Source organism: Bacteroidia bacterium (genome assembly GCA_023228875.1).
Taxonomy (GTDB): Bacteria; Bacteroidota; Bacteroidia; order NS11-12g; family UBA955; genus JALOAG01.
On the sequence record JALOAG010000004.1, the window covers coordinates 111,901 to 127,320 of the forward strand.

General features: G+C 38.7%; 9 protein-coding genes. 8 read left to right on the top strand and 1 reads right to left on the bottom strand.

Annotated elements, in window-relative coordinates; genetic code table 11:
• The first annotated feature begins 74 nt into the window (after nt 1–74).
• The 3 genes from M0R38_06050 (at nt 75) to M0R38_06060 (ending at nt 8,632) form a co-directional block, all read left to right on the top strand.
• Entirely contained in the window at nt 75–5,738 is a 5,664-nt protein-coding gene (locus M0R38_06050; protein ID MCK9481306.1) for a PKD domain-containing protein, read from the top strand.
• Nucleotides 5,739–5,917: 179 nt separating this feature from the next.
• On the top strand, nt 5,918–6,550 hold the full coding sequence (locus M0R38_06055) for a peroxiredoxin (GenBank protein MCK9481307.1): 633 nt from the start codon (nt 5,918–5,920) through the stop codon (nt 6,548–6,550).
• 57 nt (nt 6,551–6,607) lie between these two features.
• A complete protein-coding gene (locus M0R38_06060; GenBank protein MCK9481308.1) occupies nt 6,608–8,632 on the top strand; it encodes a gliding motility-associated C-terminal domain-containing protein in 2,025 nt (674 codons plus the stop codon).
• Between the two features lie 391 nt (nt 8,633–9,023).
• On the opposite strand, the gene M0R38_06065 is transcribed toward M0R38_06060, so the two are convergent.
• Complete coding sequence (locus M0R38_06065; GenBank protein ID MCK9481309.1) at nt 9,024–9,779, bottom strand: DUF2249 domain-containing protein; 756 nt, start codon at nt 9,777–9,779, stop codon at nt 9,024–9,026.
• 161 nt (nt 9,780–9,940) lie between these two features.
• Here M0R38_06065 and M0R38_06070 point away from each other — a divergent pair, with 161 nt between their 5' ends.
• The 5 genes from M0R38_06070 to M0R38_06090 all read left to right on the top strand — a co-directional run bounded on the left by M0R38_06070 (nt 9,941) and on the right by M0R38_06090 (nt 15,407).
• Nucleotides 9,941–10,810 carry an Omp28-related outer membrane protein gene (locus M0R38_06070; protein MCK9481310.1) on the top strand — a complete coding sequence of 290 codons (870 nt, stop codon included), beginning with the start codon at nt 9,941–9,943 and terminating at the stop codon, nt 10,808–10,810.
• A 5-nt stretch (nt 10,811–10,815) separates the two neighbouring features.
• Entirely contained in the window at nt 10,816–11,718 is a 903-nt protein-coding gene (gene xerD, locus M0R38_06075; protein MCK9481311.1) for a site-specific tyrosine recombinase XerD, read from the top strand.
• A gap of 63 nt (nt 11,719–11,781) precedes the next feature.
• Nucleotides 11,782–12,540: a class I SAM-dependent methyltransferase gene (locus M0R38_06080; protein MCK9481312.1), complete on the top strand. Its 759-nt coding sequence runs from the start codon at nt 11,782–11,784 to the stop codon at nt 12,538–12,540.
• Between the two features lie 489 nt (nt 12,541–13,029).
• A complete protein-coding gene (locus tag M0R38_06085) occupies nt 13,030–13,722 on the top strand; it encodes a hypothetical protein (protein MCK9481313.1) in 693 nt (230 codons plus the stop codon).
• Nucleotides 13,723–13,748: 26 nt separating this feature from the next.
• Entirely contained in the window at nt 13,749–15,407 is a 1,659-nt protein-coding gene (locus M0R38_06090; protein MCK9481314.1) for a T9SS type A sorting domain-containing protein, read from the top strand.
• The last annotated feature ends 13 nt before the right edge of the window (nt 15,408–15,420 follow it).

Sequence of the window (15,420 nt, forward strand, 5' to 3'; positions counted from 1 at the left end):
ATTTTGAGAAAAAATTCTTGTTCAATTAAATCAACAAAAAATATAATACATTTGTCTACCAAAACCACTAACTTATGGAAATAACATTACAAAAACTAACTCAAAAAAAATCTATTTCACACACAATTAAACCAGTCATGGTTTTGTTGTTGTTTGTGTTTTCAATGTCCTCAAGAGCACAAACCTGCTCGATAGTCGGGGATACCATTGTATGCAGCAATCAGGTAAATACCTATTCAACAGGATATGCCGGTACTTATCATTATCAGTGGAATGCTTATGGAGGAGTATTAACGGGCAGCGGGACGAGCGTGTCTGTAAGTTGGAGTAATGTAAGCAGTGGTCAAGTTACATTGATTGTGAGAGATGCATTAAACAATATCGTTTGTTCTACTGTTCTCAATGTAAGCATAAGACCTAAGCCCACACCTGCAATCGCTCCCTCTTATGCAGTTGGTTGTGGAATCCATGACCCAAAAGGTGGGCAACCTGACAAGCGTGACGTTCTGGAATGTTTGAATGCCTGTGATTCTTCATGGATTACTTACACCACTCCGAACCATCCCGGCAGTACTTATTCATGGGTGATTACGGGGGCAGCAAATTATACACCCTCAACAACCAATTCAATTACTGTATATTGGACTGCTATTGGGTCAGGAACGGTAAAAGTAATAGAAACTGATTCCTTTGGTTGCTTTGGAGAAAATGAGTTATGTGTAAAAATCGTAGGTAAGCCTAAAGCTTTGTTTACTGCTATGCCAACTCCTGTGGGTGGAGTAATAAATGCTTGTTTAAACCAAAGTATATTATTTATGAATTTGTCATCTGCCGGAGCAGGTACACCGCTTACTACCTATGAGTGGATTTGGGGCGATGGACAAACTACAGTGCAAACTGCACCTGCACCCAATGCTTCTCATTCATATAACACTCCGGGCACATATATAGTTTCACTTGTAGTACAGAATGAATGTAGATGTAAAGATACGTTCCAAATGAAAGTTGAAGTGTCAAGTACGCCAGGACCGGACATTGCGTGTATCAGTACTGTCTGCCCCGGATCGGTTGTTACCTATCATACCAGTGCTGCATGTCCTACCTATCAATGGTCGGTTACCAATGGTACTATCATTGGTGATAGCACAAATTCCTCTGTTACCGTGATGTGGGGTTCAGCTACCCCGGCTATTATTACGCTGAGTACTCCCGGTTGTAGTGGTACTTGCTCTTCACCTACATCATTGGTTGTACCTGTTATTCCCCCATCTGCGACCATACAGGGACCTAATCTGGTTTGTCATGGCGACATGGTTAAATATTCTATTTCATGTAATATTCCGATAGATAGTATTAAATGGCATCTGCCCGGTGGAATGACGTTAGTAAGCGGTGATACAATTAATGGTCATGAGATTACTGTTTGGATTGATTATGCATATACGACCGGAACTATAAAAGTGGATTATTTCCACCATATTCCCGGAAGCACACAAGAGTTGAGTTGTGGAGGTACAGCCACTTTGGCGGTCTCTGCGCGTCCCAAGCTCATGCTTAATGGTTCTACTGAGATATGTGAGAATGCACCGCTTAATATTTATCACTCTCCGGCTGTTTCAGGATTAATCAAATGGGAGGTTACCGATGTGTCAGGATCTATGGTGTACTTCTCTAATATAAGTTCGGGAACCGTACCTTTTGCTCTCCCTTCACCCGGTTCTGTGTGGACTTATGGACCCGGTCTGTTTTATGTAAAAGCAAGCAGTCTGAGTGGAGATTATTGCAACAGCCCTCAACAAATCATGATTAAAGTGAATGCGGCACCACCTCCTCCTGATTCAATTGTAGGTCCGAATCCGGTTTGTCCGAGCAGACCGTATTCATATTTGGCTTTTCCAACCTCTTCAAACTATGCTATCGTATGGAATGTTCAAAATGGAGCTCCATCTATGATAGGAGGAACATCTATCAGTGTGTTATGGAATATTTCAGGACCTTATATTCTGAGTGCTGTTCAGGTTGACCCACTAACAGGATGCAAGTCTCAACCTTTGCATGATACCATCCAAAGTATTTTACCTCTGACAGCCCCTGTCATTTTTGGACCTGATACAGTTTGTTCAAATACGAATGTGGTTTATAATGTGAGTGTGCCCGGTGATAATTTTTATTGGACAATCAATCCTTCTATTGCCGGAAGTGTAATCAGCGGGCAAGGTTCAGGAACAATCACTGTGGAATGGAATAATTATATAGGAAATGCCACACTTGGAGTTGTGCGTACTGTTTGTGGTCAAACAATTTCAAATTCAAAGAACGTTAAAATAATTGCTCCACCCACACCTTCCATGACTATTCCTTCTGTAATTTGTGCGGGTGTGTCGGCTGTAATGAGCACTCCCACTGTTGCGGCTTCTTATCATTGGAATTTTGGTGATGGTAGTACCGGAAGCGGTCCTAATCCTTCTCATATTTATTCCGGTGCAGGCAATTATATTGTAACATTGACTGTTACTTATAGCGGAACATGTAGCGGAACAGCCTCAGCTACCGGTAGCATCATGGTTAATCCTAAACCCAATATTACAATTTCTACGCCTGACCCAAATTTGTTTTGCGGTCCGATTGGTACAGTAAATATGTATGTTGCTGCACCGGTTACAGGAACTTCTTATAGTTGGTATAAATCACCTGCTACATTAGTTGGAACAGGTAATTCTTATAATACTAATGCGTTAGGTTCTTACTATGTAGTAGGTACTAATTCTTTTGGTTGTCAGGGAACAAGTAATGTTATTCCAATAGACACTTTGTGTGATACTTGCTCTCCTGATCCGGCTTATACTCATAATTTTACAATCATCAAACAATCATGCAATACCGATAGCTTTAGCGGTTCTTATACCTCGGGAGCCATCAATCCGCGATGGAATTTTGACGACCCATTTAGCGGAAGTAATACTGCTGTTGGTGCCACAGCAACCCACACTTTTAAAGAACCGGGCTATTATAGAGTACGCTTTTGTGTGGATGTTCCCAATCTGTCGGGAACCGGCTATTGTGAATTATGTAAGTATATTGTAGATACCATCAAATACATCCCTGATTTCTTTGATTCAATGTACTGTTCGAGCGGTAGTTTTGGTGTGAAATTAATTAATAATACAAAGCGACTTTCTACACTTCCTATTCCTTCTTATTCTTGGTCTGTTATGCCCGGTGCTTTGACAAGTTCAGCAGTAAACCCAAGTTTCAGTCTTGCTGCTGGAACATATAATGTTACACTGACCGTGAATGGAACTTGTACCATCACCAAGACGATTGTTGTACCTCAGTCACCACTATCATCATTTAGTATAGCAGACTCTGTTTGTCAAGGTTCTCCGGTAATGTTTACAAATACATCTGTTGGCTATACAAGCTCTAATTGGAATTTTGGAGATGGCGCATCTTCGCTCATTACCAATCCCACAAGGACCTATTCTTTAGCAGGTAATTACGTGGTTACTTTATTAGTACAAAATAATTATGGTTGTTCATCATTTAGCTCAAAGAATGTGGTGGTATTGCCAAACACACTTAGTGGAAGTATTTCACCTTCTGATAGTACAATTTGTGAAGGAGATAGTATTTTATATACTGTAAATGCATCCGGTGGCTATCCCGGATATCAGTATATGTGGTCAACCGTACAAAGTGCTTCCTCAATTTGGGCTAAACATACAGGAGCTTATTATGTGGATATTACTGATAGCAAAGGGTGTATGTATAAAACTCCCCATGTTAATGTGTTGGCTAATCCTATACCCAGACCTGAAATTAAAGGTAAGAAGGATGTATGTCAATTTGAATTAGTAAAGTTTGGAGTTAATTATCCTGCAAGCGGAGGTTATTCTATTTCATGGTTGCTACAACCGGATGGTGCTACCAATACTTCCAGCACCTTTAATTATTATTCAAGTTCATTAGGATTGAAGCAATTAACTGTAAAAGTTGTTGGTCCGACCGGATGTGTTGGCTATGATACTCTTGATTTTGTTGTCCATGCAAATCCAACTGCTTCTATTTCGTTTAGCGGAAGTTTATGTGAAGGACAAAGCAATCAATTAATTGGCAGTTCCCCTTCTTCGATGATAACTCATACTTTTTGGAACAATGGAAGTACCCAAGACACTATGATAACATCCGTACCGGATCAATATACTTATACAGTTGTTGATACTTTTGGTTGTAAGGGTTCACAGACAATTGTTGTAAATCCACTTCCTGATTTCTGTGGCTATCAAAAGGGTTGCTATGAAATTTGTGATACAGTGAGTCAGCTTGTTTGGTACGCACCAAAAGGCTATGCCTTCTATCAATGGTACTACAATGGAAATCCTATTGTTGGGGCTACCTCTGACACGCTACATATTCCGTTGTATCAGTCAGGAGTATATCAAGTAGAAATAACCTCAGGCTATGGTTGTAAAGCTATGTCGCCTGAAACAGATATAAGTTTTGTCAAATGTGCAAGTTGCAAATGGGATGTTACCTATAAAATCAAATGCGATAAATTTGATCCAATTACAGGTGTTCAGACCTATTTTGTAACTATGACCTTTAATAATGGACTTGGCGGAGGTTCAACGTTCAATGTTGTACCAATGTCAGGATCAATCTCAGGTCTTTCTCCGATTACGCTGAGTGCGGGTATTAATACAATCAGTTTTGTTTATATTCCTACCACTGCTACAACTTCTCCTGTTTGCTTCAATTTATTGAATTATCTGAGGGATGTCCGATGTGATACTACTGTGTGTGTGAAACTCCCTGACTGTAATTTGGAGCCGTGTAAGCAAAGTGTAACATTAGAAAAAATAGATTGTGTAGGCAATGATGCAAGCGGAAACCCTCAATATCTTGTATGTGTTAATGTAAATTGGGGAGGTTCACCGGGTTCTACGCTCACAGTTACAACTCCATCCGGTACTATTGTGCCTAATGTCTTTACGCTCGCATCAGGTGCGCAAACCTTCTGCTTTACCTTTACAGATTTGCCTCCTATTAGCTATTTAAGCACATTATATTTCAGCTATTATGATCCAAAGGCAGAAAAAGGATGTCGTGACTCAATCATCATTGAACATAGACCATGTGAAAGTGATTGTAAGTTTGAAACCTATAATAATTGTGCACGATGCAAGGGAATAGATGGCGGTATTTCTATTTATGAATTAGATATAACGCTATATAATCCATTTGCTACCCCGGCAACAGTTACGGTGTTGCCAATTGCAGCAGGAACTTTTGGAACCATTACTCCTAATCCTGTAGCTCCGGGAATGCAAAATGTAAAAGTGATGTTTTTTGACAATCCGCCTACAGATACTTTCATTTGCTTTAAAATTATGTTGAGTGATGCAAGCGGTAGAAAATGTATGGCTGAAGTTTGTATGTATTTGCCTCCTTGTAGGGACGATATGGGTGTGCAATCAATTGCAGCACAAGCAAGTATGAAGTTAGCACCGAATCCTGCAATTCATGAAGTAGCTGTGTATTATAATGTTACTTCGGGCGTTGCTCCAACTTTTGAAATTATGGACATGACAGGTCGCAAGCTGATTGAAGTACCTACTGAATATAGAAATGGAGTGGTACACATTAATGTTCAAGATTTGTCACCGGGCACATATTTGGTGCGCCTTGTTTCCGAAGGATCCGGATTGCAAACCCAACGATTGATTATTGTTAAATAATTTAGATTATCACTTGTTATAAAGCCGATTGTTACTTGTAACAATCGGCTGTTTAATTTTTGAATGTTAATATTAAATACAGAGAAAATACTTGATTAATGACAGTCTTGAGATGACAGAGAAATTGTGAGAGTGCATTAAAACCTCTATCTTTGCCACTCAAAATTAAATCAATAAAAATTATGACATTAGTAGGAAAAAAAGCTCCGGTTTTCAAAGCACCGGCTGTTGTAAATGGAAATGAAATCGTTAAAGAATTTTCATTAAGCCAATATGAAGGTAAAAGTTATGTGGTATTCTTTTTCTATCCAAAAGACTTCACATTTGTTTGCCCCACGGAATTACATGCTTTTCAAGAAAAGTTAGACGAATTTAAGAAAAGAGGATGCGAAGTAGTAGCTTGTAGCACAGACACAGAAGAAAGCCACTGGAGTTGGTTGCAAATGCCTAAAAATAAGGGCGGTATTGAGGGTGTAAAGTACCCGATTGTTGCAGATACTGCAAAAACTATTTCTACAAACTATGGAGTGCTTGCAGGTGACTATGAATATGATGATAATGGTCAACTGATTGCAAAAGGTCCTATGGTAGCATACAGAGGATTGTTTTTGATTGACAAAAAGGGAATCATTCACCATGAGTTGATTAATAACTTGCCTTTGGGAAGAAATGTTGATGAGGCGATAAGAATGTTAGATTCTTTAAAACATTTTGAAGAGTTTGGTGAAGTTTGCCCCGCCAATTGGTCTGAAGGCAAAAATGCAATGAAAGCTACTTTTGACGGTGTAGCTAATTATTTATCAAACAATTGATTAAACAGTTGAGATATAGAAAACCGATGTTTAACTAAGCATCGGTTTTTTTAGAAAATGAGCAATTACTGGAAATCATCAATCTTCTTTCTGCTAAACATTCTTGTTTGTGGAAACCTGCTTGGTCAAAAACAAACGAATATTTGGTATTTTGGTAATGGAGCCGGTATCAATTTCAACAATGTTCCGCCCATTGTATTGACCAATGGTGCAATGTATGCCCAAGAAGGATGTTCCGGTATGGCAGACAGTAATGGCAACATTAAAGTATATTCAGATGGGATTACAGCATGGAGCAAGAATCATAGTATTTTGCCTTTCTCAACCGGCTTAATGGGAGGAACTGATGTTACACAATCTGCTTTGCTTGTGCCAATGCCAAAAGATGCAAGCAAATATTATCTTTTTACGGTAGAAGGAGGGGTGTATTCAAAAGGGTTCAGGTATTCAATTGTTGATACTAAACTCAATGGCGGCATAGGAGATATTGAACCGCTAAACAAAAATGTATTGCTTCAAACTCCTATCAGTGAAAAACTTGCAGCAACGCACCATGCAAATGGAAGAGATATTTGGATTATTGTGCACGGTCAGGAAGATGCCTCCTTTTATGCGTATTTACTCACTCCCTCAGGTATGAGTACTACACCTGTGGTTTCAACCTTGGGATTAAAATATAATAAATACAGCCGATTTAGAGGACAACTAAAAATCTCTCCTTCAGGAGATAAGATTGCTTGCAGTAATACTCAAATGAACATTACAGAACTGTTTGATTTTGATAAACAAACCGGCAAACTAACCAATAGGATTGAGATTCCTTTAACTATTTCTTACGGATGTGAATTTTCTCCTGATGAAACCAAGTTGTATATCTCGCAAGTAAATACTTTCAGTATCAGTAGCTACGGGGTCTATCAATTTGACATTACTACGTGGGATAGCGCTTCAATTAGCAGTAGTAAATTCTTAATTGAAACACAGAGTCCGCGAGGTTATGGTTCGCTGCAATTAGCTTCTGATAACAAAGTTTATGTAGCACGTCATAATAATAATTACATAGGTGTAATCAATGACCCGAATTTGTCCGGCACTTCATCCAATTATGTTGCAGATGGCGTTGACTTGCTTGGAAATGTGAGTTGGTATGGTTTGCCCAATTTTGTTTCAAGTCTTTTCAGAAAAGTTTATGAAGTGACTTTTGAAAGTAAAACCGGTTGTATTGCAGACAGCAATATGTTTGAATTTACAGGCTCTCCGGGTTATGATAGCTTAGTATGGGATTTTGGAGATGGAACAACGCCTTTGCTTTCGTTTGATAATCTTGTTAAACATCATTATGCAGATGCCGGTACATATCCTGTTACAATTCAATATTTTATTGATGGAACGGTACATCAAGCTACTGATAGTGTTACACTCAATGTAGCAAATGTAACAATCAATGACTTTGCAGGATGTGAGGGTTATAGTGTAACTGTTGGTTCTCAGACGTATGATAAAACAGGAGTGTATAAAGACTTGCTGAATGATTGCGATACATTAATCACACGGCTAACTATTTTTTCTAATCCTACTTTCGAATTGTTTGTTACACATGATAGTTGTGAAAAGAATACAGGGAAAGTAGTAGCCCAACATGTCAATGCAAGCAGTCCTTATAGTTTTCAGTGGAATACCGGTTCTGTAGATTCCATAATCTATAATCTGAGCAGTGGCAGCTATAGTTTGACGGTTACCGACAGTGCAGGATGTAAGCATGCTGAGAGTGTCAATGTGTTCAATCTCAGAAATCAATGTGAGTTTGCGCTCTATGTGCCTGATGTGTTTTCGCCCAATGGCGATAATTTGAATGATGTATTTGGTGTGAGTGCTTATTATTTGTCAAGTTTTGACATGAAAATCTATAACCCTTGGGGAGCATTGATTTATCAAACTGATGACACCCTTGCAACATGGGATGGAACATATAACAATCAGCCTTGTCCGACTGGTGTGTACGTGGTTGTAATACAGTATAAAACAAATGCTTTGGTGGGACAGTCCTTATTGCATAGGTCCACTTTACAACTTTTGCGCTAATTCAGCTTTGAATTTTAACCTGTTTCACTTGATGATTTTTGGCGATTAGCAAGGGTTGTTGCTGTGTTGTATCAATGAGAAATTTATTTCTGTGTAAATATAAAAACGGCATTGTTCTATGTCATTTTCAATGTTAAGCAGATTGCTACAGGGTAAAATGAAAGCACAAAAGATATACGCAAAAATGCGTATTGCCTAAAGTGTTTCCAAGTGGTATTTTTGTTTTGTGTATGATGAAAGTTGGGTAACATACACTTCCATCTTGTAACTCTGGTGAAGACTACAAGTGAGGGTATGTTCTTAAATAAAATCTTCCAATTGTCAGTTGTCGGATTTTTTGGCCTTTGAGAATTTTCTCAAAGGTTTTTTTTTGACAAAGCTGATTCTTGCCCTACTCCTTAACCTTGATAACGCGCACTTTCCATACTACAGGACCTTCTTCAAGGTATTCCCATCTGAAAGGCTCTTTGCTTTCTGCTTCCATTTGATAATAAAGAGGTTTGGGGTCGTGGTCGTTTATGAGGATAAAAGCTTCACCTGCTTGAATGTCTGCAAAGGCTTTATAAAAAATCTCATGTCTTTCTGTTGGAGTGTAGGGGCGGACATCAAACTCATTGACAACCATAAATCCATCATCTCCCAAACCACTTTTTATTGTTTTGGTTAGGTGTACTACCACTTCGCCTTCTTCTCTCTTTTTGTAAACCCATCTAAATTGACCTTCAAATTTCATGATAAAGGTTCCGTAGATTTCTTCAGGGTTTTCTGCTGCTACTATTTCCATTACATCCCCTTCCTTCATCATTCCGTAACGGTGGAAAATCACGTGCTTCCAATCCTTTTTTTCTACCTTGCGTAAGTCCATCATGGTAGAAATTTCAGTAAATTCTCTTCCGATAGAATCTTCCAAACGTGTTACTTTAACTTTCCACTCTCTTCCTCCTCGGTTCAGGTAATCCCAGCCTACCACATCGCCATGGATGGAACGGAACTCATAAAACAACGGGAGAGGGTCGTGGTCATTGATAAAGGTAAAACTCTCGCCTGTAGGCAGGTTCTTGAATACTTCCAATAGCATGGTATGTCTGTCAATTGGGATTAATTCGCGTACATCGTACTCTTTTATGGGTGTTGTGTTATTACTCATTGTATATTATTTATTTAATTTGAATTGTAATTTGCAGGTACCTCCTGCAAATAGGTGTGCGAAGTTAGGCTATTAAAATTGAATCCATAAGTTTTGTCGTCTTAAGTTTAATTTGAAAGTACCTTGTATTTGAAAAATTTTAAATAATGTATTTTTGTGCCATGCAAATCAAATTCTCTGCTTTATGTATCATATTTTCTGTGTTTTTAATTTCTTGTAAAGAAGAAGACCACGGAATACTAAATAAAAAAGATGCTCCCGTTGCGCTGAAAGATACCAGTTATATTTCTTCAGACAATTTGTCTTCCGTTTTTAAGAAAGTATTATTAGAAGACATTACAGGAGTGAAGTGTGTTAACTGCCCAAAGGCAGCGGAGGAATCAGTTAGGTTAAAGGAGAAATATGGCGATACAATAATACCAATGGCAATCTATATCAAATCCCTGCCTATTTATTCAACACCTTGGGGAGATGGAAATCCTGATTTGAGAACAGATGTTGCAGAAGAAATAGCCAATGCCATTGGAATGCCAGTGGGCTTGCCGGGCGGCTATGTGGATAGGTTCAAATTTGGTGCGTCAGCACCTTTGGTTATTAATCAATGGGAAAATTCCTATAAACAAAGAACCGGTTTATCTCCCGTTATTATAACTCTCAGCTATGAAGTTGCCCCAAATAATAAAATCATAGTCAGAACTAAACTGTTCTATACCGAAGATAAAAGCAATGAGAATCACAAATTAGCACTTTATTTTACCGAGAGTGGACTTATAGGAAAGCAGTCCACAAATGAGCCGGGGAAAAGCCCTTATATTGAGCATTATGAATTCAACCATGTGTTGAGAGGTTCGATAGGCAATGCCTTGGGAGCTAGGCTCGAAGAGCCCTTAGTGAAAGGAAGGGTTTTTGAAAAGGATTTTGAAATCGACTGGAATAAAGATTGGAACATCAGCAAATGTACGCTCATTGCAGTTGTATTAGACGAAAGTGATAATTCTGTCATTCAGGTAGAAGAAATCCTACTCCATTAATCAATATGAGTTGGGCTTCATTATATAAAGGATTTTCGAACTACTTAACTCTCGAAAAATCCCTATCAAAAAACTCTATTGGAGCGTATCTTCAAGATGTCAGCAAACTGATTCAGTATGTGAACGACTCTAAGTCTGCGGAGCAGTTACAACCCAAAGACATCAAAGGATTTATTTCATTTTTAAATGAATTAGGATTGAGTGCAACAAGCCAAGCACGTATGTTGTCGGGATTACGCCAGTTCTATAATTATCTTCAATTGGAGGAAGTGATTACCCACAACCCGATGGATAGCATTGAGCTACCCAAAAATGCGCGCAAATTGCCCACGGTTTTGTCCTATGACGAAATTATTAAAATGATTGGCTGTATTGACCGCAGTAAGAAAGAAGGAGAGCGCAACCTCGCTATGATTGAGACTTTGTATGCTTGTGGATTGAGGGTGAGTGAATTAACAGGGCTTAGAATATCTGACATTTTCTTTTCTGAAGAATTTATAAGAGTACGAGGCAAAGGAAACAAAGAGCGATTGGTGCCAATAGATCCTCATACCCTTGATCAAATATCATTTTTTATTAATCACGTACGTACGCATTGGAAATTAGCCAAAGAAGCGGAAGATATTGTTTTTATCAATCAGGGCAGAGGGACGCAAATTAGCAGAGTGGCTGTTTTTACACTAATCAAATCTTTGGCAACAAAAGCCGGAATCAAGAAAACCATCAGTCCGCATACATTTAGACATTCTTTTGCTACACATCTGGTTGAAAATGGTGCGGATTTGAGAGCTGTACAACAAATGCTCGGGCACGAAAGCATTACAACTACCGAAATTTATACCCACCTAGACCGTTCATTTTTGAGAAAAACAATTGAAGAATTTCATCCGCGTTCTAAAAGCATTTAACTTCGACCCGTGTTTAAGCGATTGTTGCTCATATTCAAAACAATAATAACCCACCCAAAATCTTTGCTCAGGGTTTTAAATCCATCGGATGATGAAGCCAAACAGACCGTTGTGAGCAAATACAATCTCAGTTGCGGTTTGCCTATTGCATCGATACAACAATTAGTTGTCAAAGAAAATCACCGTGTTACGCCTTATTTATTTCTTGAAGGTGGATCCTTACCAACGGATTTATTTCTGTTAGCCCAACTTGCTCAGCGCGAAGAGGTCAATACATATTTTGAAATTGGTACTTGGCGCGGTGAAAGTGTGATGAATGTTGCTCCATTTGTACAAAAGGCTTATACACTGAATCTGACAAATGAAGAAATGATACGCAGAGGAGCCAATCCTCAATATGTGGCACAATCCGGTATGCTGTTGCACAACAAAAGCGGACAGGTTGAACAACTATATGGAGATAGTTTGTCATTTGATTTTACTCCTTGGTATCAAAGCTGCGACCTGATTTTTATTGATGGAGATCACCATTACTCAACGGTGGTTTCGGATAGCAAAAATGCACTGAAATTGCGCAGAAGTCAAAATAGTGTCATTGTGTGGCATGACTATGGGTATTCGCCTGAAGAAATTCGTTGGGAAATTTTGCAAGCCATTTTGGATGCGGTGCCCACGCAGGAACATCCATTTTTATATCATATTGCCCATACCAAATGTGCTATCCTCACTCGACTTCCTTTGACAGCAGCCCACCGCCCCAGACCCATGAAGCCGGATACAATTTTTGAAATTGATTGGGTGATGAAACCCTTGAAATCATAGGTGTGATGATTTATTGATGGTGTAATGCACCAACGAGAATACAGCGTTCAGCCTGAAGTAACAATCTTTTTATGCTCAATTAGCGTGCAGATGTCAATTCTGTTAGGGAGAGTTAATGCCAAAAACTAAAAAATCTAATACAAAATTTGTTGGAGAACAAAGTAAAAAGTATGTATAGACAAATCAGAGTGGGTACGTTCAGATACTGACATTCAATCCATACTGCTTGTATTGTAGCATAATGAATTGATAAATAGATAGATAGGTAGAACGATAAATAGACGAATAGCTATTCTGAGTAGATGAATAAAGTGTTAAACCGGTATTAAACGGTTTTCATATTTGGAAAGCACTGTCATCTGTCTTAACTTCGCCTAAGAAGAAAAGGTGTAAAAAATGATTTTCTGATATATTCATATACCTTCCAATATGATGAATGAGAGTCAAATTATCCCTTTTGAATAAGTGTTAAACCAAACAACAAATAATATGATAAAATTATTACAAATCAAGAATTGTAATTCCTCAAAGGGTTACAATAAATTTGAGTTGACACTCAAACACAGAGTCCGTTTGAGGGCTTTATTTTTCTCGTTATGGGTAGTGTTTGTAGGGCACAATGGTGTTGCCCAATGTATGTGGGAACATTACTCTGAAATTGATTGTGCTTACAACATTGAGATAGGTTTTGATTGTGCGGATTACTTAAATCTTGTTTCTACTCATTCACATAACTTTTGGTGGGGTGGTGGAACATCGGTGCTATGTGTAGGTGGACCAGCACCTCCATCATGGACTGGACATTCCGGCTGTGGATGCTGGGGTATTCCGGGTGGCACTTATGGTCAAGCTGGATGTGCTTTTTGTGGATTTCCAGATTCTGCTTTATGTGATTCAGCTCACCCCAATAGTAATTATAGAGAGTTTAAGTATTTAATCGTCTCTTCAGCACTTTTTCCAACTATCAAAAGCAAAGTTCATGAGTGGAATGAATATTATAATTATTGGTTTATTCTTGGTTCTTATCCAAATAGAACAATTTGTTGTGATATAAATGCTGACCCGGATCAGTGCATGACTTGTGCTTGTGGAACCGTAGAGGTTGATTGGGAGAACCAAAAAACCTATTTGAAACCTGCTCATTATCCATATTATCCTCTCTGTCCCGACCCTAATCCATAAAGTCTTAACCCTCAATCAAACAGATTATGAAACATATTCAATACATCAAACAAATCGTATTTATCTTGCTCATTGCTAGTTGTCAATCCGGCTATAGTCAATCTCCGTATCACTTACAACAGTTGCACCACCTCAAAATTAAAGGACTTACCTCAGGTGTATGGCCAAGAGTGTTTATGAATGAAAATGGTTGGGTCTTTTTTGATATAGGAGGAATAAAAGATACTTTTAACTTTCAATCCCTCACCCTTGACAGTACGCAATTAGGGGCGGTATTGGTGGCAATTGATAATCAAATGCGTTTAAGATGGTCTTTTGTATATAGACAAGGGGTGAATACCACCCAAGGAGGGATGGGTATTATTGGCGTAGGTCCAGACAATTCAGTTTATTTTACTTGTGGAGCGAAGGATTCATTGATTTTACCCGGTCTTGAGCCAATATATAATGTTGCAAGTCTTTTTAATGGTAGAATAGACAGCAGCGGAAATTTTATTCATGTAGCACCAACTGGTATTGGGTTTTGGCCAAGTTTTGGTGCTTATCCTATTGCCGGTGGTAAAATTGCTACAATGGGTGATCGTTACCCCTTTATTTTGAACCCGGATTTATCTATTGAAGTAGTTGAGACCGGAGTAAATTCAAATTCTGCTATTTCAGCAACAATTCAACCTGACGGGAGTGCTTTTGGTTTAGCCGGTACGAGTTCGGGTGGCAGTTTAAACTTACTTGACACATTCATACCCGGAGAAATAGGAGTGTACAAATGGATTTTTTACAAAGTAAAAAACGGTAAGCGAGAATGGACTCATGTCATCAATAACAATCTCATGTATGAGTTGAACGAAAACAAACTAATCAGGTATGATAAGTATGGAAATATATTTGTTGCGATACAGCATAGGCAAGCCATTCAAGTTGCCGGCACAACGATTCCGTATTATACAGAGGGGAATACCACACTAGTAACCAAGGCAAGTATTTTGAGATTTGCGCCTGACGGGACTCTTCTCAGCGTGCACCATGACACGAGTCAAGCGGTTCCTTTTTCACAAAACCACCAAACCATTTGGTTGGAAAATGACAAAGACATGAACGTATATGCTTATTTATTTTCAAGTGGCAGGACTTATTATTTTGATAAAATAGATTTTGGAGATGCTTACTCGCGCAAAAACAAAATCTTAACATATAATTATACTACCAATTCATTTGACAAGGCTTGGTATTTTATTCCTCCGACCACAGACGGGAATATTGCTCAATCCAATCTCTCCAATCGCCAAGTGTTTTGGTATCGCTACTTATCAGACGGGAATACTTTTTTTACCGAATCAGACGAGATAACCATCATGCGGGTATGGAAAGACGACAAGTTAGTTGCAATATATGACACCTTGCCACCAACCGGTCCTATAGTTTCAGTACAAATGCAGTCAGCAATTCACCCCCCCATCATAACCATTTACCCCAACCCATCGAATGCAATATTTACAATTCAGAACAATATGGCGGGAGCAGTACGATGCAAGGTATATTCGATTGAAGGCAAGCAAATGGAAGAGTTTGAGATGCAAGCAGGAGCAAGTCGTCATTTTGGAGAATGGTTGCACACAGGGGTTTACTTTGTAGAAGCCACCAACCAATCCGGAGAGCGATACACCCTTAGAATACTGAAACACTAAGCAACACAGAAAC